Consider the following 23,045-nt stretch of genomic DNA (forward strand, 5'->3'; position numbering starts at 1 on the left):
TAGCGGTTTTGATAAGATCGATCGCACTCTATCCAATCCCATCTCCACATCCGGCAAAATCTCCCCAACAGTCTTCTCTCCTTTACCTAGCCCAGGCGAGGGCGAGGTTCCCTCTTTATGTTTGGGCGACGCGCGCTACTGCCTCTACAAGCAAAACAACCTCTCACTTCAAAGCGTAGCCACAGAGGGGGGCATGTGTCAATCCATTTGGGATTTTACCGGGAGTAAGATTAAATGAACCGCCAAGGCCGTCGGACGCGAAGGAAGAGAAAGAAAGAGATGCAGTTCTTCCTTCGCGCACTTCGCGTCTTCGCGGTTCGTTCAAATAATTAAAAAGCCCTATAATTTCGGTGTGAGCAAAATTAGCTGTTTTGACAAGATCGATCGCACTCCATCCAATCCCATCTCCACATCCGCCAAAATCTCCCCAACAGTCTTCTCTCCTTTACCTAGCCCAGGCGAGGTTCCCTCTTTCTCCCCCCCTTGGTAAGGAGGGGGGGCTGGGGGGGGTACGCAACCTTGCAAAAACTCAAATTCAGCATTTGACAAATTCACCAATTGGTAGTTACAATCAAACACTTGTTTACTAGGCCAACCGTGCATACAACCACTCAACTCGGGAATTGCCGCCAAAAGTGCTTTATCGTCTGACCAATCAATTTTATTAACAGGCTTTTTGCCCAAGAAAAACTCGTAATGACTGATTTCCGTATCCAACAATTCAATTAATCGATAAAGCTGCCGTTCCGTCAAACCCTGAGCTCTTTCTATCAATTCCGGCGCTTTACCCAAAAGTCGTTCTAACTGCCAATATCCCGGATTTGAAAAACCGATAAATTCCAATCCCGAAGCGTCGATTAACTCGAACAAAGTCTCGATATTGTAATCAATTTCCTGCGGGTGAACGTACATATCAGCAAAACATTCGTCCCGCTGATTTTCTCCTGCCCAACGCTGCTTTTCGTACTTGACAAGACGGTTGTTTTCTGGTAATGAAGCAAAGATTTGACGGCCGAGTTTGACGCCATCGGGATAGTCGCCTTTTTGGTTGCCTTGGAGAAGTGCGATCGCCCTTTGCATGAGTTGAATTTCCCAGCGTCCGAGCTCAGCATACACAAAAACGTGCATCAAACCGCCCTGGGCCAACTTCGCCGCCAGCGCTTGAATGCCCCGGATCGGATCGGGTAAGTGGTGCAGCACGCCCACGCAGTTGATCAAATCAAACTCGCCCTCTAACTCGGCGGCATCGTACAAGCTGAGGTGGCGAAAATCAGCTTCGCGCGCCCCCGTAAGCGTTGCCCTCGAAGAGGATCGCCGACAGCGTTCTTGTGCTACCTTCAAAGCACCCGCACTCAGGTCGATCGCCGTAACCGTTGCTTCAGGATTGAGATGAATCAGATAATCGGTGCTTGAACCAGTGCCGCAGCCAGCATCTAAAATCCGAATATCGAGTTTTGGGGGCTTTTGGCCGGTGCAAAAATTGTAAGCATCAGGCCAACTCCAGCGCCAGTTGTACCCAGGCGGCGGTTCATCTGACAAAGGATCGGGCGGGAAAGGGAAAGTATCGTAAAGCCGCCGCACGGCAGCACTGATATCGGGTGTAGTATCCATAGGTGACATTTGTTGGGCTTGGGGATTCGGGATTGGACTGACAACTGACCGCTGACCACTGACCGACAGCAATTTGATCCGCGCCCCCCGGATTTATCGGTGGGGTCGATTCTTCAATCTAAAATCTAAAATCTAAAATCTAAAATCGATTGACAGCTTCTGCGTAATAAAACTTATCATTTTTTCTCATATACGCCCTCTTAAATCTATACAATAAATCTCGGCAGGCTTTTTAACAAACGAGGACTGTCAATAACCTACCGCTGACCTTTCGGGTAAAGCGGAGGCGTCTTTCCGCAGAAAGTCAAAGGCCCAGAAACAGGCAGAAGAAAATTTGTGATTTTCTTTTCCCTTAATTCACGGCACTGGCTGCAATCGCCCAAAGGCAACTCTCCTGCCGAGTCTTTTTTTCCACGGGTGTACGGGCGGAGCGCAGCGGAGGGAGTACCCCGTGCCTGCCTTCGGACCGGACATTTCCAGGCAGGAAGAAAGATGAAACCAAAACATTTTAATCTAAGAAAGTAAGCGCGCCCGAACCTCGTGACAGGTAAAGGCAAAAAGTAAACAAACCAAAAATACCTACTTTGACCTTTTACCGAGAAATTGGGTTTAAAGCCCCGTCCTTCTAGGACGGCTTCGGGAAAGACTGGCAAACAAATACCGTGGGGCGCACGGAAATTTAAGCTTGAGGAGTGAGTTGTAAGACTCAAGAATGCTTCGTAAGACCAGAGGGGACTAATGGCAGAATCAGCCCAAGAATCACCGCACGGAAGCGGGCGGTGAGCGTCAACTGCATGAGAAGGCAGGGTTAGTCTGGTTAAATGCTGCAACTATTTGGATACGGAGGGAAAGAGTCTAATGACTGTAAAGGCAAGTGGTGGAAGCTCGGTTGCGCGTCCGCAACTATATCAAACTGTACCGGTCGCAACAATTTCGCAAGCAGAACAGCAAGACCGCTTCCTACAGCGGGGCGAACTCAGCGAACTGGCAACTTATTTCAGTTCAGGGGCTCTTCGGATCGATATCTCTGCGACGCTGACCCAAAACTCGGAACTGATAGTATCCCGCGCAGCCAACCGGATTTTTACCGGCGGTTCCCCGCTGGCATTCTTGGAAAGACCGCAAGAACCAGTGATGGCTGTAGCAGCAGCGAGTCGTGGCGGTTCGGCGAATGTCTCTGAAGGCATGAAACTGGGAACTGTTACCTACGTTGAAGGTCGCGCAGGCGGCGGCAACGGCGGTGGCGGCGGCGGATTCTTGGGGCTGGGAAATCTGTTTTCTGGCAACGGTGGTGGCTACAGCGGCCCAATCCCTGCAGGATTTCAGCCAATCAATGTCTCGCGCTACGGCCCGGGCAACATGACCAAATCTCTGCGCGACTTGAGCTGGTTTTTGCGCTACATCACCTACGCAATTGTCGCTGGCGACCCGAACATTATTTCGGTGAACGTGCGCGGATTGCGGGAAATCATCGAAAATGCTTGCTCTTCGGCGGCCACAATTGTGGCAATGCAGGAAATGAAGGCGGCATCTTTGGGCTATTTCAAAAACAATGCAGAGGCCGCGGCGATCGTCGGACAGTATTTCGACGTAGCAATTACCGAATTCAAAGCTCCCACACCTTCAGACAAGGTGCGGCAGCGCGAAAGCAACGACCAGCAAGGGCTACAACTGCCTCAAATCTACTTCAACGCATCCGAGCGTCGGGCGAAATTCGTCATGAAAACCGGCCTGTCATCGGCCGAAAAGCTAGAAGTAATCAAAGCAGCTTACCGCCAAGTTTTTGAGCGCGACATTAGCCGCGCATACAGCCAAAGCATTTCTGACTTGGAATCCAAGGTCAAAAATGGCGAAATCTCGATGAAAGAGTTTATTCGTCGCCTTGGCAAATCTCCTCTGTACCGCCAGCAATTCTACGAGCCGTTTGTCAACAGCCGTGCTGTAGAATTGGCCGCCCGCCACTTCCTAGGCCGCGGTTTGAGCTCGCGGGAGGAATTTAGCAAGTATTTTGCGATCGTCACTAAAGGCGGTCTGGCAGCTCTCGTAGACGCGATGGTTTATTCCCAGGAATATTCCGACTACTTCGGCGAAGAAACAGTGCCTTACCTGCGCGGTTTGGGCCAAGAAGCTCAGGAATGTCGCAACTGGGGCCCGCAAATTGATTTGTTCAATTTCAGCGCTCCGTTCCGCAAGGTTCCTCAGTTCATCACCTTGTTTGCGGGCTACACTCAGCCGCTACCAGACCAGCACGTTTACGGTGTTGGCAATGACCCCTTAGAAATTCAGTTCGGCGCGATTTTCCCGAAAGAAACTCGCAACCCCAAGAACCGTCCAGCTCCCTTCGGCAAAGACACTCGCCGTATCCTGATCCGTCAAGGTGCGGGGATTGAAAATCAATTGAGCAACCCGGAGGCTCGCGGTAAGGCTCCAGGCTCTCTGGGTCCCAAGGTCTTTAAACTAGACCAGTTGCCGGGTTCCTACATTACTCCCAAAAAAGCCACTGGCCGCGGTGCTTCTGTCGGCAGCAGCTACAGTAGTGCTTCCAGTGTCAAATTTAGCGAAAGTTCGACTCAAGCGGTGATTCGGGCTGCTTACCTGCAAGTGTTTGGTCGCGATGTGTTCGATGGCCAGCGCCAAAAGGTGGCGGAAATTAAGCTGGAAAACGGCGACATTCCGATGCGCGAGTTTATTCGGATGTTGGCGAAGTCAGACGTGTTCCGCAATATGTACTGGAGCAAGCTGTACGTTTGTAAGGCGATCGAGTATATTCACCGCCGACTCCTGGGACGCCCTACCTATGGCCGCCAGGAAATGAACGCTTACTTTGACATTTGCGCCAAGAAGGGTTTCTACGCGCTGGTCGATCAAATCATCGACAGTCTGGAGTACAACGAAGCTTTCGGGGAAGATACAGTACCCTACGAGCGCTATGTGACTCCCGGTGGTTTGTCGATGCGGACGATGCGATCGGGTTCCGTCGCTGAGCAAAATGTCCAAGCTCAGACGCCAGAAACTCCTCGGTTTATTGAACTGGGTGCAGCAGGCAACCGGGGCGATGTCGAGTTGCAAAATCGCCTCGCTCAAGGTGTCAGTAAGCGACGCGAACAAACTAAGGTGTTCAAGCTGACGAATACTTCGGACAAAGTAGCTTTGAAAACTTTAATTCAAGCTGCTTACCGTCAAATTTTTGAGCGCGACATCAACCCATATGTTGTGAAGAATGAATTCACGGCGCTGGAAAGCAAACTGGGCAACAATGAAATCAATCTCAAGGAGTTCATTGAGGCTTTGGGCTGCTCGTCGCTGTACGTTAAACAGTTCTACGCACCTTATCCCAATACTAAGGTGATTGAGTTGGGAACGAAGCACTTCTTAGGCCGCGCTCCCCGCAATCAAGCGGAGATTCGGACCTACAACCAAATCTTGGCCAGTAAAGGGATTAAGGGCTTTATCAACGCGATGTTGAACAGCGTTGAATATGCCGAGGCGTTTGGCGAGGATACTGTTCCTTACCGTCGCTTCCCGACTCTGCCTGCTGCGAATTTCCCGAATACCGAAAGGCTGTACAATCTACTCACCAAGCAGAATGGTGAGTTGGTGGTTCCAAGCTTTGAGCCAGTAGCTGCTACTGACAGAAGCTAGATTGATTTGAGGTTTGAGATGTTAGATTAGTGTTAATTTAACATCTCCAATTAGTTGAAGGGCTGGTGTAATTGCTAGCCCTTTTTTATGACCGATTTGTTGTTGTGCTGTCTTGATTAATTTTTAATTTTTAACGGCTGATGAATGCTGAGGAAGAGGATATTATACCAATTCTCTTTAGGATGAGGTACAGGCTCAGAATGCCGAAAAGAAGAAGCTCCTCGTTTGGGCTGTACTGCATCCAATTGCCAACCGCTATAAGTTGAGATGAGCTCTCAACGAATGCGTATCAACCTGCTGCCCGTACAAATCTCTACAAGCACTTGGACGCTCAGCGTTCAGGTTGGTTTTGACGTGACCGCATTTAACCAATTTGATTATTTGCTTTGATAATGTAGAGGCAACTTATTTATATAGCAATACGGTTCAGTTAAGCTCGATCACCCTGGCGCCCCCCTAAAAAAGGGGGGGACAAGAACTTACTCTTGCGTCCCCGTTCTTAAGGGGGATTTAGGGAACTCTCCGAGGAATAAATATTTTTAACTGAACCGTATTGATTTATATAGAGGTTCCTTACTACGAAGGTTTGTCACCGTTCATCGGCTCGGCTAAATTCATTTTAGATGGCCTAAAGACATCTTGTAAATGTAAGTGATTGTTAGCAAATGTCAGAAAAAGTTTTACCGTTAATCAACCCTTTCTTCCCTTCAAAATCTAGTTACTTCCTTGCTCTGTTAGCTGCCAACTGACCTCACAGAGGCAATCCGAGCCGCCGCTCCTACTTGTGAATCGCCAGTAATGGCAGAGGCGATCGCTCCACTGAGACTTCCTTGCTCAGTCGTTAAACTCAGGGCAGTAATATTTAGGAGCCAGAGCGTTAAGCGCATCAACTTCAGCATTGCCTTGAGGTTGCAGCAAGTCGATCGACATTCCCGCACTGAGCGCATTACATATCTCGCGCGCACGTTGGATAACGGCTTGGGGATTTCGCTGAACGCGAGACACGGCATCGGATGAGGATGAATTGAGCCGTTTGCTCAACGATCGTTGGTAACTATTAAGAAAGTCCTGGTCATTTGGCCCTAAAGCGATCGGGCGGCCGCTCCCACTACTTCCACAAAGCTTACCTAAATCGATCGTTCGACCATCACTCGTCTGTATATAGCAAACATAATCAACGGGTATTTGAGCGACTGAATCCCTAGATTGAGATAAATCAACGCCAAAGGCGATCGACATCATTACCAAAGAATAAAACACTCGTTTCGACTGTCTGACGTATTGCACGACTCTTCAAACTCCCACAAACCGTTAAACTTTCATAGGCTTATAGAGAACCCACACCGGATGTTGCGACAATCCGGCGTGATTCACCATATTCTGCATAGTGCGAACATAAGAGCGTTTTACAGGCAAATAAAATGCTCGCACTATAAGGCAGTAATGTTATGCTCTTCGTTGAGAATTCCAAGGACCCCAAATGGCAAACGTGATGCCTGGGGTCTGGATATTAACGAACATAGTTTGACCATCCGGCGAGAAACAGGCTCCCGCAAACTCGCTATCGTTGATAGCATTTTTTGCCAGACGATACAGTTCCCCGTTGGGAGTTACGCCCACCAAGAACTGCTCATCAGCGCCATCTTCGCAAACGATCAGATCACCATGAGGTGCCACAACAATGTTGTCAGGGCCATCGAGTTCGTCAGCCGATTGAGCCTCAACAAAAAGTTCGATCTTATCTCGATCGGGAAAATACCGCCAAACCTGACCAAATCCGTTCGGTCTGCCATTGGCATCAACAGAGCCACCGTTCGTACAACAAAAGTAAACTTCACCATGACCGTACCAGAGGCCTTCCCCACGAGCAAACTGGGCAGCACCCTTATCGAAACCTTCGACCCGTACCGTATCAGTAGCAGGGTCAGGATTGTCAATTGTCACCCATTCCACCGACATTGGTTGGCGCTTGGGAAAGTCTGCAAAAGTCTTTGCCTGAGGCATATTCTTAATTGCCAGCGCTTGCAGAGTACCCCCTTTGCTTAAATTGTTCCGTTGAGATGGGATAAAGCGATAGAAGAGGCTATCTCCTCGGTCTTCAGTCTCGTAAACAATTCCCGTTCTAGGGTCGATCGCCACTGCTTCATGGTTAAACCGTCCCATCGCAACTAAAGGTACGGGATTCACAGGAGCCTTTGCCCTAGCGGGAACTTCAAAGTTGTAGCCGTGAGATTCCGAGACATTTGTCGCATTGCCAGGTGTATTAGTCTCCAGAGTCGAGGTATTCTCCTCGCAAGTAATCCAAGAACCCCAGGGAGTCGGACCGCCCGCACAATTTCGATAGGTGCCACTAAGCGAAGCGTAGTGGTTGACGAGCTGACGATTGGGTCTAACCTGGAGTGTGGTTGTCCCCCCTTTGCAAAGAGGATCGTAAGGATTGGGACCCACAACTTCTGTTGTAGAATTCGGACTCAGTTCGTGATTGCGAACCAGAATCACCGTGTTTCCGGGACCTGGGAAAGCCGCCATGCCATCGTGACCACCGGGCACAAGGGAACCGTCGCTCATGAGCTCGCCAGTTCGTGAAAAAGCCTCATACTTAAACCTACGGGGTAAATCTAACAATCCATTTGGATCGGGTACGAGGGGCCCATACCCTCCTCCAAATACTGATTCACCATTCGCCTTTTTGGCATAAAGCGCTTGTAGAGGAGACATCATCAAACTGCCAGCAGCGCTCGCTCCTGCCAAGGTAAAAAACTTTCGTCGTGATAGTTGCATCAGTTTTTCCGGTGAATTAAACAAAGCATACTAAACCTGCATCAAGACCAAGATAAGGTTGGTTTAACTTCTTATTAAGGTGGTTTCATAGCTGTTCAAAGTCAATCCCAGCGGCTAGTAATTGCGCGGCCAACCTGGCTGTTCGTTGCTCTGTCTGTTCAGCCCGGTGACGTTTTTGTTGAGTAGGGAATTGTAGGGTAGACAGCACCTTAATCAGCTTTCTATCAAGACGTTTTTATAAAATAAAATGTATGTCTATTCACTGTAAAACTTTAGATGATTCACTAATATTTATGATGCTTTAGTGGGTTTATTCATTTTTTACTGTCGCAAGTTCCTACAATTTATTTAACAGCTTATATTTTTTCAACATCTACCTGGATAATAGCCGTTTCAAATTCTATGCCCACAACTCGGCTGACTTCGAGGATTTCTACAAAACTGGCACATTGAGATAGCAGTTGGCAATTGGATGAAGTACACTCCAAACGAGGAGCTTCTTCTTTTTGGCATTCTGAGCCTGTACGTCATGCTAATGAGAACCGCTATAAAGTCCTAATTTTCGTTGGCAAGCAGTGCCTGGGAATAGGGATTTTGACGCTTAGCCTCGCGTTGAGAAAATTATTGAAATTAGTAAAATTTTAACATCCGTTTGATTTTTCGCAACTGTCTTTCATATTTCCAGAAAGCCAGCCAGATGCGATTGGTAACAGCCTCTGCAGGTTTTAGGACAAGTGTCAAGCGATTTTCTTTCACCCAAGCTGCACACAAGTAGTCGGGAAGAACGCTAAAGCCAAATCCCGATTCAACGGCTTGTCTAATTGCTCTTAAATCGGGAATAATTAGTTTGGGTTGAACGTCGATTATTCGGCCAAACACCACGCGCCAAAAGCGGGGGGAGAGGCAATTATTCACTGTAAGCAACCCAAGGTTGAGTTAACAGCCATTGAGACAGTGGGTTTAAATCTGCTTGACTGATTCCTTCAGAAATCGGAACATCGCATTTGGCGGCCCGACTAGCCAGAAATTATCCTCGAATAGCAATTCATATTCGATATCAGATAAGGTAATTTTTTGAGTAGCAATTACAATGTCTAGCTTTCCGGCTTTGAGTTGTTGGATTAACTCTGCTGTTAACCCAAATTGTACAGTGTAAAAAGTGCGATCGTCCTGTGGTAATTGACCCAGAAGTCGATCGGTAAAAAATTCTTGGGGCGTACCGATTCTGAGGGTTTGTGGAGTTTCGGGGGTTGAGTTTTTGTGCCGAATTGATTCGAGTTTCTCATCGCACCGGCAATTTGAGTATAAAGTCTTTGTCCCGCTTCCGTGGGAACCATCCGCCTCGGAGTCCTTGGAAACAAGGGATTTCCCAAAGCTGACTCTCTTGCTGCGACGTGTTGGCTAACCGCCGGTGGCGTGAGGTGGAGAACTTGGGCGGCCCCCGATACGGTTCCCACGCGGTAAACCTCGATCAAGCTGCGATACCATTCAAAGTTAATCATAAATAGATTTATAGCAGCTCTAAAATTTTATAATTTGTATTTTAGATAAATTCGACCTATGATCGGAACACCAGGCACAACCATACCTGATAGTAAGAGGAATAGACGATGACTAGCCAAAAAGTTCTGATTGTTTTAACCAGCCACGATACACTGGGCGACTCTGGTAAAGAAACGGGTTTTTATCTCCCAGAGGTGACGCATCCATTGGACGCATTTACTCAGGCAGGATTAACGGTAGATTTTGTCAGCCCCAAGGGCGGTAAAGCTCCAATGGTTGGGGTTGATTTAGAAGACCCGCTAAATCAGGCTTTTTTAGAGGATTTGCAACAGGTGGCGCGAGTGGAAAATACTCTCAATCCTGCACAAATTGACCCTGCAGAATATGGCGCTATTTTCTACGCTGGGGGACACGGTACAATGTGGGATTTTGCGGATAACCAGAAACTTGCTGCGATTGCTGCTGCTATTTACGAAGCAGGTGGCATTGTCGGTGCTGTCTGTCACGGGCCGGCGGCGTTAGTTAATCTTAAGTTGTCGGATGGTGAGTACATGATTGCAAATAAGAGTGTGGCTGCTTTTACTAATGAAGAGGAAGCCGTTGTGGGACTGACTGAAATAGTGCCGTTTTTGCTGGAGTCGAAATTAATTGAACGCGGCGCTAATTTTACGAAAGTTCCTAATTTTCAGGCTCATGTTGTCGTCAGCGAGAGGCTCGTCACAGGCCAAAACCCCGCTTCTGCAGCGGGTGTCGGTCACAAAATGGTAGAATTGATCAAAAATAAGTAGATCCTCAAAAAATATCACACCGAGAAACCCGGTTTCTTAAACAACACCTTCGCGCCTAAGTCAAAATGCTCTAAGAAAGTAAGTTGGCTTGAGGCAGTCGTACCCAACTCCATCAATTTTCAATTTTCAATTTTCAATTTGAGATTTTTGCTCTAATTTAAAATCTCAAATTGCCAATGTAAAATCTGTTGTTGGTTTCGCTTCATAAGGGCCCAACCTACTGTGAAAATGGCGAAGGTATTATTAAAAAAACCTGGTTTCGAGATCCGTAATTACTACCTGTTTTTTTTGTTCGGTTAACCGTACTCTAATAGCCACTTTGATCCGAGAACATTACGGCTAAGTTTTCGTCTGTGATGTCAATGAAGTCGCGCTTGCTGTACGAAAATAAATTACTTATTTATGGGTATCAGTGAATTTAATTCATTCCCAGTACGCAAAAATTACGTATAATTGGAGAGTGCTGGTTTAGGGAGGAATCAAGATATTGAGAACCCTATAAAACATCAGAATAAGTTGGGAAATTGTGCTGATTATTACCCTAGCAAAATGAATAAGCTATTAGGGCATAATGTTGTGAAAAATGGAACAGGGTATGGAACTAAATTTACAGAAATTTTATAGAGCCTGCAATCCCAGCTACACCCTGGCAGTAGCAAATCAAGAAGACAGACAATACTATATCGATTTCTCATCAGTGCGGGGCGGCACAATCGTAGAACAATTGGAGCGCACCATCAGCCGTCTGTCCCCCGATGCACCTACCTGTCAACTATTCACCGGTCACATCGGCTCTGGTAAATCAACAGAATTGCTCCGGCTGCAAGCTCAATTGCAGCAACAAGGATTTCATGTTGTTTATTTTGAGTCGAGTAAAGACTTAGACATGGCAGATGTAGATATCACTGACATTTTGTTGAGCGTTGCTCGTCAGGTGAGCGAAAGCATCGAGAAAATGAAAATCAAGCTGCAACCGACGGGTTTTAAAGCTTTGCTCAAAGGGGTTGCTGATGTTTTTCAAACTCAAATAGACTTGAGCGCTGAAGCTAATGTCCCTGGTTTGGGGGAAATAAATGCCAGCACGGAGGGAGAATTTTCTCTGGCGCTGGGAATTGGCAAAATTACTGCTAAGGCGAAAGATGCTCCGAATTTGCGATCGGAGTTGAGGCAATATTTGGAGCCGCGAACTAACGTAATTTTAGATGCACTGAATAAGGAGTTGCTGGAGCCGGCTAATCAAGAACTCAAACGCCAAGGGAAACAAGGACTTGTAGTAATTATCGACAATCTCGATCGCATACACCTGTGCGCAAAACCGACGGGGCGGCTGCAGCCGGAATACCTGTTTGTCGATCGCGGCGAACAGTTGGCAAGACTAAATTGCCATGTCGTGTATACAATTCCCTTGGTGCTGATTTTCTCTAACGATTTGGGCCAGTTGACCAATCGATTTGGGGTAGATCCGAAGGTTTTGCCGATGGTGCCGGTGCAGTTGAGCGACGGTTCTGAGTGCTCTGAGGGTGTGGAATTGCTGCAGCAGATGGTTCTGGCGCGGGCTTTTCCGACGGTGAACCTGAAGCAGCGCTATGCTTTGGTTGGCCAAGTTTTCGACTCTGCGGAAACTCTCGATCGCCTGTGTCGAGTCAGCGGCGGTCATGTCCGCAATTTGCTGCAACTGCTGTATAGCTGTCTGCAGAAACAAGACCCTCCTCTGTCGCGGGAAACTTTGGAAAATGTGATCGTCCAGCGCCGCCACCAGCTTACTTTGGCGATCGAACCCGATGAATGGCAATTGCTGCGCCAAGTATCCGCTACCAAAACTGTGAGTGGGGAAACTAAATACCAAATCTTGCTGCGCAGTCTCTGGGTGTTTGAATACCGTTACGGCGAGGATTACTGGTTTGATGTCAATCCGATTTTGGCTGACGCCAAAGAGTTTCGGGAAACAGTTGAGAGTTGACGGTTGAGAGTTGACAGTTGACGGTTGACGGTTGAGAGTTGACAGTTGATGGTTGAAATCGCTCTTGGGTCAAACGAAGTTCACTTCTAGCGGACTAAAGAATAAGGGCGTTATTGTAGCAGGATGTGCTATGAAAACTAACAAAAGTCAACAGTCAACAGTCAACAGTCAACTGTCAACAGCATTGCCCGATCGACAGTCAACCGTTAACAGTCAACCGTCAACAGTCAACTAACAAAAATGATTAAAGGCACTACTAAACTGTTGGGAGTAATTGGTCATCCCGTCGAACATTCTCTGTCACCGGCGATGCACAATGCTGCTATTGCCCACTTGGGAGTCGATTTTGTTTACCTGCCGTTTCCGGTAAAACCAGGGGATTTAAAAGCTGCTCTTGCAGGATTTGCGGCGATCGGCGTTCGGGGATTTAGCATCACGATTCCCCACAAACAAGCCATCTTACCGCTGCTGTCGTCTGTTTCCCCGATCGCCCGATCGATCGGCGCAGTCAATACCGTATACCTGACTGACAAAGGTTGGTGTGGCACAAATACTGACGTTGAAGGCTTTCTCGCGCCGCTGCAAACCCCCCCAACCCCCCCTTACCAAGGGGGGGCTAAAGACGCGACCTCTGGCTTAGAAACGGGCAATACGGCTGTTGAATCCTGTCCCCCCCCTTACCAAGGGGGGGCTAGGGGGGGTTCCGATTGGAGTCAGAAAGTAGCAGTAATTTTGGGGAATGGCGGGGCGGCGAGAGCTGTTGTGGCTGGATGCGCTCAATTGGGATGTGCAGAGATTCACGTTGTCGGCCGCAGCGAACAAAATTTAGGGGAATTTCAGCAGAGTTGGGTCAATTCTCCGATGCCCGTGCAGAATTTGCAGGTCCATACTTGGGATAATTTGTCAATGTTAATCTCGCAGGCAGATTTGCTGGTGAACACGACGCCTGTGGGGATGTATCCGCAGGGGGAAAAGTCGCCGGTTGTGCAGGGTGCGATCGATCGAATTTCAGCAGGTGCGATCGTCTACGATTTAATTTACAACCCGAATCCTACCCAGTTTCTCAAAGATGCGCAGCTTCGGGGAGCGCGAGCTATTGACGGACTCCCCATGCTAGTTCAACAAGGAGCAGCCGCCTTAAAAATTTGGCTGGATAGAGAATCCGTCCCAGTGGATGTGATGCGCCAAGCGTTGCTGCAGCATTTAGGTTTAGACTAATGCCATTTCTGGAAAAAGTAGCTGTAGTTTTCAGAATTCCTATAAGTAGGAATTTGAGGTCCTATTCGCGCTAAGCTGAGAATTAAAATATACTTGCGCTGCCATTTATGAAATTTCGAGCTATCAGCCTTTTTTTTGCTACTTGCCTGATCGGAATTTTTAGTTTGGTATTCACTCCACCTGCTTGGGCTCTGACGCCGATTAAACTTTCCGACCTTTCTTATCGCGAATGTCCGGCAGAAATGGGAGAAGGAACAGTCACCAGCGGCAGTTCTATGGAAGCTAACTGCTTTTTGATTACTGGGAAAGCTGAAAATAGCACTGGCAAACCAGTTGTCAATGCCGATATTTTCGGCCGCATTTATGATGCGGACGACAATCCGGTGATGCAAAACCGGACTCGCTTGGGTTCTATCGAAGAAGTTCCTCCCGGAGTTAGCGATTTTCAGCTCAGAATTTCGGTTGCCGCCAATCAACGAACACCTTTGAAGCTCAAGCAATTTAAAGCTACAGGTTTTACTGGCGTGGTTCGCCGCTAACGAAACTATTTGAGATTTTAGATTGCTGATTTGAGATTTTGGGTTGGCTGCCCGTGAAACCTCGATGCAGTTTTAGATTTGAGATTTGAGATTTGAAATTGTTGAGTGGCTGGCAATTTCTCATTTCTAATTTATGAGTAACTCCCCAGCTTTTCAACCGGGGAGTTCATCTCAAAATGTCAAATCTAAAATTTAGTTGCCGGCAGCTAGGTCGGCAAAACAATTTAGGCTAGATGCTTAAAAACTTAAGCTTTTCCAACTACAATGATGTTTGCAAGCTGGTCAAAAGACTGATCAATAATTGCGAGCCGTACTGAAGTACAAAAAATGCAATCAGCGGCGAAAAGTCAATCCCTCCTAAGGGGGGGATAATCGATCGGAATAGATTGAGGTAAGGGTCTGTTAACTGACTCAAAATCGAAAACGGGGGGTCATACCAATTGATGTTAGGGAACCAGCTTAACAGCACCCGAATAATCATCAGGGCTACATAGATTTGCAGAAATGTGGACAGCGTGGTTGCCAAAAGGCCTATTGAAGAACTCATAAATTTTGCTTGTAGTTTGAGTAAAGTTTACAGACACTTTAACTTTGAGTTTAGCATAGCTGGGGGAGTGAGAGAGGAGGGAGAGGGTCCGATGGGGAGACCAGGAGCGTTTTTGTTGTTCCTTGTTCCTTCTGTCTCCCCCTTTTAGCTGGAAAGATGAAGAGAGAAATGTGCGACAGTGAACCGATCGCCCGCATGGATCTGCCAGACTAATCTAAAATTTTAAATGGATTCAGGAGTCTTGGGCGATCGAACCCGAGCCGCCCGGCGCCGGCGCGTTGCCGTTTACGTCGCCGAGTTGCAGCCGCACGTCATCTATTGCCTGATTTAGCTGAGCAATTTTATCTTCTAAACTCAGCCTTGCTACTTCCATGCTGTCGGCCTCGATTTGAGTGGCTTTCCTCTGGCGGATCTTTCTTGTCTTTGCTTCTGAAGGTTCACTCAGCAAAGCTTCAGCAGCGCGCCGCGACAGTACCGTGCCCAAAACTGCACCCACCAAGCCGCCAACGGCAGCTCCGGCAATAAATCCCCCTGTAAAACCCTCTCGATTGCTCATGGCTCAACTCAACTGCGCGATATTTCTTTGATTTGTTTATTTTGACACTATTGACTGGAGAAACCGACAGACGATCGTGCGATTTTAGATTTTAGACTTTTGATTAAAAAATTGAGATGGTGATCGGGAAAATGACCCGGAGGGACAAAAGCCCAAAGGCGCATCAAGTCGGTTAGTTGTCAGTTGACATCCTCACCGCCCTTCAAGGGCGGTGATTCCAGAAATCACTTTCTGGGCTTTCTCTTTCCGCGACTCGACTTACATTGAGGAGTTTCCTGACCAATGCAGAGGTCGATATCTCCAGAGACGTTTAACGTTCCCGTGTGCCCCACGGTACGGAGTCCTAGTTCAAGTATGTTGATAGCTGCATTCCAGTCTCTATCCTGCACATGCCCACAATGAGGACATCTATGAGTGCGTTGACTCAACGACTTCTTGACAACTTCCCTACAGTTAGAGCAGTTGGCGCTGGTGTAGTGAGGTGGAACAGCTACTGTCACCACACCGAACACCTTGCCGAAATACTCCAACCAACTGCGGAAGTTAGACCATGCTGCATCAGAAATAGACTTGGAAAGCTTGCTGTTTTTTACCATATTCCGCACCATCAAGTCCTCGTAGGCAACCAAGTCGTTAGACTGGACTACGCACCTTGCCAACTTCACGGCAAAGTCTTTACGCTGCCTACTTACCTTGAGGTGCTTCCGGCTCAAGCGATTTCTCGCTTTGGCTCTGTTCTTAGAGCCTTTCTCGGTATGAGAAAGTCTACGTTGCAGTCGCTTAAGGGATTTTTCGGACTTTCTCAAATGGCGGGGATTATCCACAGTTTGACCGTTGGAATCGGTGTAGAAGTGAGTCAATCCAACATCAAGACCAATGGTTTTACCTGTGGGTTCTCTCTTCTGGATCCGTTCAACGTCAAGACAAAACTGGACGTAGTACCCGTCGGCTCTACGAACAACTCGAACTCGCTTAATCTGCTTCAACTGGTAGAAATGCAAGTCACGGGTTCCCCACAGTTTAAAACTTCCAGCCTCAAACCCGTCGCTGAACGTGATAGCTCTCCTATCCTCAGACAGCTTCCATCCCGTTGTTTTGTACTCAACAGAACCGTGGGTTCGCAAGCGCTTGAATCGTGGGAAACCCTTCTTCCCTGGCTTGACTTTTTTGCAGTTGTCGTAGAACCGAGTGATAGCAGACCAAGCTCGTTCGGCAGAAGCTTGTCTGGCTTGGGAGTTAAGTTTTCCAGCGAACGGGAATTCTTGAGCGAGAACAGCGCAATAAGCACTCAACTCATACTTCCCGATGCCTTTGTTGTCCATCCAGTATCTGATGCAACTATTCCGAACGAATCGAGCAGTACGAATGGCTTCATCAATCCGCTCATACTGCTCCTTCGTCCCCTCAAGTTTTGCCTCAAATACCAGCATATTTACGCTAACATTACTCGCGTAACTATAACATCTTTAGAGAAAGCCGTCCTAGAAGGACGGGGCTTTAGACCCAATTTTTCGGTAAGGCGAGGATTCCGACTTCAGAGTTAAAGCGGATCATTTCCAAAGATCGATCGCCATAAAGATCTTCAATGTGTTCCAAGCAGCACTCGATCGCGAAATCGTTCAATTGGGCCGGCTCAATGCCGTACATATCCTGAAACACTTCTGAGTCTACCCGACAAAAGCGCGGTCGATCGGCATAAATTCCGCATTCTCGCGTCGAACTGTCAAAATTTATACACCAACCGTCCTCTCCGACTAAGCTCAAGTAGAGCGCTAGTTCCTCTGTGGATAAATACTCGTCTAAATCAGGGCGCTCTGTTGGGTCGAGGTAACAACAAGCACCGCACTGCTTTACGCAACGCCAAGTAGCCATAGTTTGATTTGAGATTTTAGATTTGAGATTTTAGATTCGCAGCATAATGTGGAAAATGCCCAACTTTAGGAGATTGGGGCTCTTCAAGTATATCAATTGCCGGCGCCGGAGGCCCAGAGTCCGAAGGAGCGGTGCGATTTGAGATTTTAGATTAGGGGCACTTTCAAAGGAAGGGGCATCAAGTCCCTTCCTGTGACTGGGAGGTTGCTGGTAGTTTACCGGAAATTTGGGTAAAAGCCCCTTCTTCAGTGGCCGGCTTTAATTAATCCCGCTTGATGATGGAAGCCCCTTAATATAGTCGTCGATCGACTCAGACACAGGAACTCCCTTTTCATCAGCTATTTTGGTGATCTTCTCTTTCAATTGTTTGGTTGTCCTAACATTTATTCTCTCAGTTTTCAGGGTACGTTATCCCATTTGGATGTATAATATCGTAGTATGCCACAGGTAGAGTAACCGCCGATACACATGAGACACCAAGCTCAAACGACAGGTCGGGAAATAATAATAGCTAGTGGGTGGCGAACACCACGAAAAACATAGCTAAGCTAACTAACGTAAGCTAAAACCAGAAAAGTAAATTCTTGGAATTTAAACGATCGTACCGTAGGGCATACGGAAACGTGAGAAGTGATTCTCGAACGCTTGGGGAGATAAAACCCTCTGGGACTAACTAAATTAGGCTCAATATTTGGTTCAATCGAACGGATATTTGGTTTAAGTATTGCCGCAAGGATAGATAGTTTTAAGGTGTGTCAGTGAACCAAGAATCCTCACGCCTTTAGGCCCGGGAGTGTCAAATTTTGTTGAATTTTGTAAAGTTCCTTAAAAAATAGGGACGATAGCCCGGTAAAATCAGAAGCGGATTTTCTAATTCAACAATCTAGACTTAATCACTACAGTCAGGAGGACACATGGACTTTATAACGGATCTTTTCAGTGGTATGGCTGGTGCAGACTACCAACTCATTGTTCAGGTAGCTTTACTCGCAGCAGTTGTGCTTTCGGGCCCGATCGTGATTTTTCTGCTGGCAGCTAAAGGCGGCGACCTGTAATTATAGCACGCTCCGGGGCGATCGAGAGTTGGGAGTTTTGAGTTTTAAATTATGCAAAATTCACAACGCTCGATCGCCAATTTTCTCGCTTTGCACGAGCTTTGTTATCAAATACCGAGTTATCAAATACCCAGGGCGTGTTTAGCAGTTTGAATCAAATTCTCAAAAAAAGGTAGAGATACATCGACTTCTCTAGCATCTTTGCGGGAGTTGCCTAACAAACCGATACTTTGTCCGGGTGCAACAGCCAGAACTTGCCCTTGAGAGTTGCGAATTCTCAATTCCTCGCTCGATCCGGCGGGAGACAGACTGCAAGAATAAGTGCGATCGCAGTAATCAAACTCAACTTTTCTAAAAATCGGCGGCCTGGAACTAGCAGCACCTGCAGGCAGCCGGACACCCAACAATTCTAACTCCACCGATGTCTTGCCATTAAAACTATTTTCCCGCAATCGGTAAGCAATATCAACCCGCCTAGGCAAAGGAAAATATTCCCCCCAACGCCAAGCAATCGCCTTCACACTAGCCGATACTTTTCCATCTTGAGTTGCAGTTAGTTTAACGTGACCTCCTTTACCCACAATTTTCTGTTCAGTTATGCAAACATTAGGCGTCCAAAATACAGGAGCCTTATTTTCAATCCCGCAAGGTTCCAGAGCATCAATTTGTCGGTAAAGGTCGAGATTAATCTCAGCCAAATCCGCTCGCACATCTACTGAAACCAGGGGTTTTAGGTGTTCCGGCTGCAAACATTGATTGGCAAAAATTGACAGTTGATTGCGGAATTGTTCGAGATTCTGGGCCGGCATAGAAAAACCGCCAGCCGCTTTGTGTCCGCCAAATTTAGTTAATAAATCCGCGCAAAAATTCAGCCCGTCAAATACATTAAACTCAGGAATTCCCCTCGCCGAACCCCGTACAATTTTAGCGGGCGGGCACGGGGGTTTAGCGGGCGGGCACGGGGGCACCGCCCCTACAGCCTCATCCTCAAAAGTACCAATAAAAACGGGTACGCCGTAGCGTTCCACCAACCGAGAAGCTACAATCCCGATCACCCCGTGGTGCCAACCGGGCTGCACGACAACTAAAACTCGTTCTTGCTGCAAGTCGAGCTCACTTTTCTCGCACCAAGCGATGGCTTCCTGCTCAATTTCCTGGCATAACTCCTGCCTGCGCTGATTGATTTGTTCGCACTGCATCGCGTTTTTGAGAGCCAATTCGCGATCGTCCGTCGTCAGCAACTCTATCACAATTTGAGGGTCAGCCAGCCGCCCCACAGCATTAATCCTGGGTCCGAGCCTAAAACCAATATCTTCAGGCTTTAAGGAATTCTTTGTTTTATTTTGCGAGTTAAGAATTGAGGAACTTTCCGCACTTTCCGGCTGGACTCCTGCCACCTGAATCAAAGCCTGAACACCCGCCAATTGCGAGTGAGGCAACAGCCGCAAACCCCGCTTCACCCAGCGGCGGTTAACTCCAGTCAAAGGCGCTAAATCCGCAATAGTTCCTAAAGTAAATAACTCCAGCAGCGGATTCACCAACCCACCCACTTTCTGCATATCAATTGCCAAAGTAATCGCCAAAACATAAGCAACGCCTACGCCAGCCAAACCGCGATAAGGCGAAGATTCTGCAATTAATTTTGGGTTGAGAATAGCATCAGCAGGCGGCAGTTTTGGCGGCAAATCGTGGTGGTCTGTAATAATAACTTTGACACCGAGTTCTCGCGCTCTGGCAACCGGGCCGCAGGCTGCAATTCCGTTGTCAACCGTGAGAATGAGAGCGACACCTTCCGAGTGAAATTCTTCTACAATGCGATCGTTAATCCCATAACCTTCTCGCATCCGGCTCGGAATAGCATAATCCACATTCGCGCCCAGAGCCCTGAGAGCTCGCAGCAACAAAGCCGTGCTCGTCATCCCGTCAGCATCGTAGTCGCCGCAAATCGCAATTTTTCGCCCTCCCGAAATCGCCTCCCGCAACAGTTTGACACTCGCAGCCAAATCGGGAAACTCATCCTTTGGCGCGGGCAAAACCAGAGATTCCGGTTCGATAAACCCTTGGACTTCTTTAACAGAATCGATGCCCCGGTTAATCAGTACCTGTGCCAGCAAGGGCGACAAACCGATTTCAGCGGCAAACTGTTCGGCTTGCTGTGGTTGAGGCGAATAAATTTGCCACCGTTGGTTTGGCAATCGGTGAAAATGCGGGGGCACAGATGTCGGTCGCTCTTGCACGGAAGCTGAGGTTTAAAGATACATGATTAATCTTACCGAATTAAGTGCCTCAGTCAATCAATTGTAGATTTTAGATTTTAGGTTTTAGATTGAGCGTAAAGATGAGTTTTTTGGGTGAAATCCAAAGGTTGTTTGTAGGAAAGCTTTTTTCGGAAGCTCTCACCGCACCCAAATAGGGATACAAGCCCCCGACAGCAGTCGTGGAAACCAAAAAATTTTAGACCAAAGTTCAAACGCCCCAGATTTATGTGTGGAGTCAATCTAAAATCTCGAATCTCAAATAGACTGGTGGGAGCCGAAGAACTAAGTGTAGCAGGCATTGGCGCTGCCCGCCCTAGGGCGCAGACTACTAATTTAATGAGGAGACTTGCATGAGTGCCGATCGACCGCCTTGGTTTAAAAGTGCATTACAGGTTCGGGTGTCTGTGATTCCGTCAATTTTGCCCCGCGTTTTGCTGTGCGGTGGCTTTGGAGTTTTTATTTCCCTGCTGCACTTTTTTAAGTTGCCGGTTTCCTTGCCCACTTTGTCGAGTATTGTACCGAGTATTGTCCTGGGTTTACTGTTAGTTTTTCGGACAAATACAGCCTACGACAGATTTTGGGAAGGTCGAAAAGCTTGGGGTACTTTAATCAACAACGTCCGCAATTTGGCGCGCCAAATCTGGGTAGCAATTGAGGAAAAAGACCCGCAGGATATCCAACTCAAAAAGTCAGCCCTGCGCCTGTTACCTGCCTTTGCAGTGGCGATGAAACTGCACTTGCGACAAGAAGCAGTAAATCCAGAATTGGAGCCGTTAATGTCCCCAGCGCAGTACCAAAAGCTCAAATCAATGAACAATCCGCCGCTAGAAATTGCCTTTTGGATTGAGGATTACTTGCACGAGCAGTACGAGCGCAATTGCCTCGATGTCTATCAGTTAACTGGTATGAAGGAGTTGATCAACTCTATGATTGATGTATTAGGCGGCTGCGAGCGGATTTTGAAGACGCCTATCCCTTTGGCTTACGCGATTCACCTGAAACAATTATTGTTGCTTTACTGTTTGGCATTGCCCTTTCAAATGGTGAAGGATTTGGCTTGGGGAACCGGCCCAGTTGTAGCTTTAATTAGTTTTACTTTGTTCGGCATCGAAGAAATCGGCATTGAAATAGAAAATCCTTTCCAGCACGATACGAATGATTTGCCTTTGGACAGCATTTGTGCTACCATGGAGCGCAATATCGGCGATTTAATTTCTTTATCTCCTAGCATTCACGAGCGCGTGAAAGATAAGTAGAGTCATTCAATTTTCGATTTTCGATTTTAGATTTTCGATTGGTATCGAAAATCTAAACGTACAAAGTCCGACCATTTTAGATTTTAGATTTTAGATTTTAGATTGGGATCGAAAATCTAAAATGGTATAACCTACTGGTTAATTTTTAACAATAAACCGCATTAACCCAGCCAATACTAACAATACAGGCGTCAGCCAATCTCCCCACCGCACGTACAAAGTCCGAGTTTGTCGCCGATAAATAGTAGCATCTCGGACTTCATAGGTATTAATTCCAGACTTCCAAACCGTCTCGCCGCGAGGATTTACAAAAGCAGAGTAACCCGTATTTGTTGCGATAACTGCCCATCTATCCGTCTCAATTGCCCGCATCACATCTAAAGCGTGATGTTGAGCCAGCATGGGCGGTTTGTAATGGGCATTGTTGGAAGCTGTGAGCATAAATTCGCCTCCATTCGCCGCCTGATATCGGAAGTTTTCCGCAAACGCGGAATCGTAACAAATTCCGACAATGGCGCGGCCAAACGGCGTATCAAACAATTGTTGAGAATTGCCGGGTACTAAATGAGCATCTAAGGGAGAAAGCCGATTAATAATCCCACCTAAAATTTCGTAAAAAGGGATATATTCGCCTAAAGGCACTAGCTTTAGTTTATCGTAGCGGCCGATAATTTCTCCAGTGCGATCGATCGCCAATAAGCTGTTAGTGATACTATTCTCTTGCTGTCCGAATCCTCCCACCCAAGCCACAACGCCGCGTTCGAGAATAGCTTGGTAAAAAGAAAGAGTAGAACGTTGATACTCGTTTGTCCAGATAAAAGGCAAAGCTGTCTCTGGAATTAACACCGCATCGACTTTTCTGTCTGCTAACTGTTTGTATCCAGTTGTGTAACCTTCCAAAGCGCGCCCCCAGCCCCCTGAATCAAACTTAATCTCGTTAGGAATGTTGCCTTGAATAATGCCAATTTTTAAAGCGGTTGCAGCTTCTTGATTCAAAGGGCGGTTGTATAAGCTCCATCCTGCAATATGCAAAACTAAACACAAACTCGCAGGCAAAATATAAGGAATCAAATTCTTGCTTCTGGCTTCTTCTTTCTGATTTCTTCCTTTGAGCCAAGCTTCGGCGATTAAGCCATTTACTGCTACAATAGCGGCTGTTACTGCGCTGGGACCGGAGAGTTGACCGAGGTGCAATATTGCTAAATTGTGCGGGCTTTGCGTATATGATAGAGATGTCCACCACAGCGAACCTGTACTCCAAATACTTTCTAAGGCGCACCACAAAGCTGTGCCAATTAAAACGCGAATCACAGGCAAGATGCCTGTGCCACTAATTTTTTGGAAAATCACAGGCAAGATGCCTGTGCCACTAATTTTTTGGAAAATCACAGGCAAGATGCCTGTGCCACTAATTTTTTGGAAAATCACAGGCAAGATGCCTGTGCCACTAATTTTTTGG

17 protein-coding genes and 1 pseudogene are annotated in these 23,045 nt (G+C 47.3%); 7 read left to right on the forward strand and 11 right to left on the reverse strand.

What is annotated here, in order from left to right; genetic code table 11:
- Positions 1 to 339: 339 nt before the first annotated feature.
- Positions 340 to 1,611, reverse strand: coding sequence for a class I SAM-dependent methyltransferase (locus ACUVJL_RS39840; protein ID WP_445250868.1), 1,272 nt, complete (start codon positions 1,609 to 1,611; stop codon positions 340 to 342).
- Between the two features lie 858 nt (positions 1,612 to 2,469).
- Between ACUVJL_RS39840 and ACUVJL_RS39845 the strand changes: the two genes are divergently transcribed.
- A complete protein-coding gene (locus tag ACUVJL_RS39845; RefSeq protein ID WP_445250869.1) occupies positions 2,470 to 5,253 on the forward strand; it encodes a phycobilisome rod-core linker polypeptide in 2,784 nt (927 codons plus the stop codon).
- Between the two features lie 834 nt (positions 5,254 to 6,087).
- Here ACUVJL_RS39845 and ACUVJL_RS39850 read toward each other — a convergent pair.
- From ACUVJL_RS39850 to ACUVJL_RS39865, 4 genes and pseudogenes are all read right to left on the reverse strand, one after another.
- Positions 6,088 to 6,540: a DUF732 domain-containing protein gene (locus tag ACUVJL_RS39850; RefSeq protein ID WP_445250870.1), complete on the reverse strand. Its 453-nt coding sequence runs from the start codon at positions 6,538 to 6,540 to the stop codon at positions 6,088 to 6,090.
- A 159-nt stretch (positions 6,541 to 6,699) separates the two neighbouring features.
- Positions 6,700 to 8,034 carry an alkaline phosphatase PhoX gene (locus tag ACUVJL_RS39855; RefSeq protein ID WP_445250871.1) on the reverse strand — a complete coding sequence of 445 codons (1,335 nt, stop codon included), beginning with the start codon at positions 8,032 to 8,034 and terminating at the stop codon, positions 6,700 to 6,702.
- Positions 8,035 to 8,664: 630 nt separating this feature from the next.
- Positions 8,665 to 9,258 (reverse strand): annotated as a pseudogene (locus ACUVJL_RS39860) (substrate-binding domain-containing protein).
- Positions 9,168 to 9,536, reverse strand: a complete 369-nt coding sequence (locus ACUVJL_RS39865; RefSeq protein WP_445250872.1) for a LysR family transcriptional regulator — start codon at positions 9,534 to 9,536, stop codon at positions 9,168 to 9,170. Before ACUVJL_RS39865 ends, ACUVJL_RS39860 begins: the two are co-directional and overlap by 91 nt.
- A gap of 108 nt (positions 9,537 to 9,644) precedes the next feature.
- Between ACUVJL_RS39865 and ACUVJL_RS39870 the strand changes: the two genes are divergently transcribed.
- The 4 genes from ACUVJL_RS39870 (at position 9,645) to ACUVJL_RS39885 (ending at position 14,042) form a co-directional block, all read left to right on the forward strand.
- Positions 9,645 to 10,325 (forward strand): type 1 glutamine amidotransferase domain-containing protein, encoded by a 681-nt coding sequence (locus ACUVJL_RS39870; protein WP_445250873.1) that lies wholly within the window; start codon positions 9,645 to 9,647, stop codon positions 10,323 to 10,325.
- Between the two features lie 595 nt (positions 10,326 to 10,920).
- The gene (locus ACUVJL_RS39875) at positions 10,921 to 12,285 is read left to right on the forward strand and encodes a P-loop NTPase fold protein (protein WP_445250874.1); all 1,365 of its coding nucleotides are present in this window, start codon (positions 10,921 to 10,923) and stop codon (positions 12,283 to 12,285) included.
- Between the two features lie 240 nt (positions 12,286 to 12,525).
- Positions 12,526 to 13,503, forward strand: coding sequence for a shikimate dehydrogenase (locus ACUVJL_RS39880; protein WP_445250875.1), 978 nt, complete (start codon positions 12,526 to 12,528; stop codon positions 13,501 to 13,503).
- Positions 13,504 to 13,610: 107 nt separating this feature from the next.
- Positions 13,611 to 14,042, forward strand: a complete 432-nt coding sequence (locus tag ACUVJL_RS39885; protein ID WP_445250876.1) for a hypothetical protein — start codon at positions 13,611 to 13,613, stop codon at positions 14,040 to 14,042.
- A gap of 259 nt (positions 14,043 to 14,301) precedes the next feature.
- Here the strand turns inward: ACUVJL_RS39885 and ACUVJL_RS39890 are convergent, their stop codons facing one another.
- From ACUVJL_RS39890 to ACUVJL_RS39905, 4 genes are all read right to left on the reverse strand, one after another.
- On the reverse strand, positions 14,302 to 14,589 hold the full coding sequence (locus ACUVJL_RS39890) for a YggT family protein (protein ID WP_445250877.1): 288 nt from the start codon (positions 14,587 to 14,589) through the stop codon (positions 14,302 to 14,304).
- A 232-nt stretch (positions 14,590 to 14,821) separates the two neighbouring features.
- Complete coding sequence (locus tag ACUVJL_RS39895; RefSeq protein WP_445250878.1) at positions 14,822 to 15,145, reverse strand: hypothetical protein; 324 nt, start codon at positions 15,143 to 15,145, stop codon at positions 14,822 to 14,824.
- A gap of 224 nt (positions 15,146 to 15,369) precedes the next feature.
- Positions 15,370 to 16,575: an RNA-guided endonuclease InsQ/TnpB family protein gene (locus tag ACUVJL_RS39900; RefSeq protein ID WP_445250879.1), complete on the reverse strand. Its 1,206-nt coding sequence runs from the start codon at positions 16,573 to 16,575 to the stop codon at positions 15,370 to 15,372.
- 67 nt (positions 16,576 to 16,642) lie between these two features.
- On the reverse strand, positions 16,643 to 17,017 hold the full coding sequence (locus tag ACUVJL_RS39905; RefSeq protein WP_445250880.1) for a YkgJ family cysteine cluster protein: 375 nt from the start codon (positions 17,015 to 17,017) through the stop codon (positions 16,643 to 16,645).
- A 914-nt stretch (positions 17,018 to 17,931) separates the two neighbouring features.
- Between ACUVJL_RS39905 and psb30 the strand changes: the two genes are divergently transcribed.
- Positions 17,932 to 18,072, forward strand: a complete 141-nt coding sequence (gene psb30 / locus ACUVJL_RS39910; RefSeq protein ID WP_445250881.1) for a photosystem II reaction center protein Ycf12/Psb30 — start codon at positions 17,932 to 17,934, stop codon at positions 18,070 to 18,072.
- A gap of 122 nt (positions 18,073 to 18,194) precedes the next feature.
- Here the strand turns inward: psb30 and ACUVJL_RS39915 are convergent, their stop codons facing one another.
- Positions 18,195 to 20,309 (reverse strand): single-stranded-DNA-specific exonuclease RecJ, encoded by a 2,115-nt coding sequence (locus ACUVJL_RS39915; protein ID WP_445250882.1) that lies wholly within the window; start codon positions 20,307 to 20,309, stop codon positions 18,195 to 18,197.
- Between the two features lie 371 nt (positions 20,310 to 20,680).
- Between ACUVJL_RS39915 and ACUVJL_RS39920 the strand changes: the two genes are divergently transcribed.
- On the forward strand, positions 20,681 to 21,586 hold the full coding sequence (locus ACUVJL_RS39920; RefSeq protein ID WP_445250883.1) for a bestrophin family protein: 906 nt from the start codon (positions 20,681 to 20,683) through the stop codon (positions 21,584 to 21,586).
- Between the two features lie 138 nt (positions 21,587 to 21,724).
- On the opposite strand, the gene lnt is transcribed toward ACUVJL_RS39920, so the two are convergent.
- Positions 21,725 to 23,045 (reverse strand): apolipoprotein N-acyltransferase (gene lnt / locus ACUVJL_RS39925; RefSeq protein WP_445250884.1); only part of this gene is annotated, 1,321 nt, incomplete at its 5' end.

This window comes from Microcoleus sp. OTE_8_concoct_300 (assembly GCF_031383065.1).
Taxonomy (GTDB): domain Bacteria; phylum Cyanobacteriota; class Cyanobacteriia; order Cyanobacteriales; family Microcoleaceae; genus Microcoleus.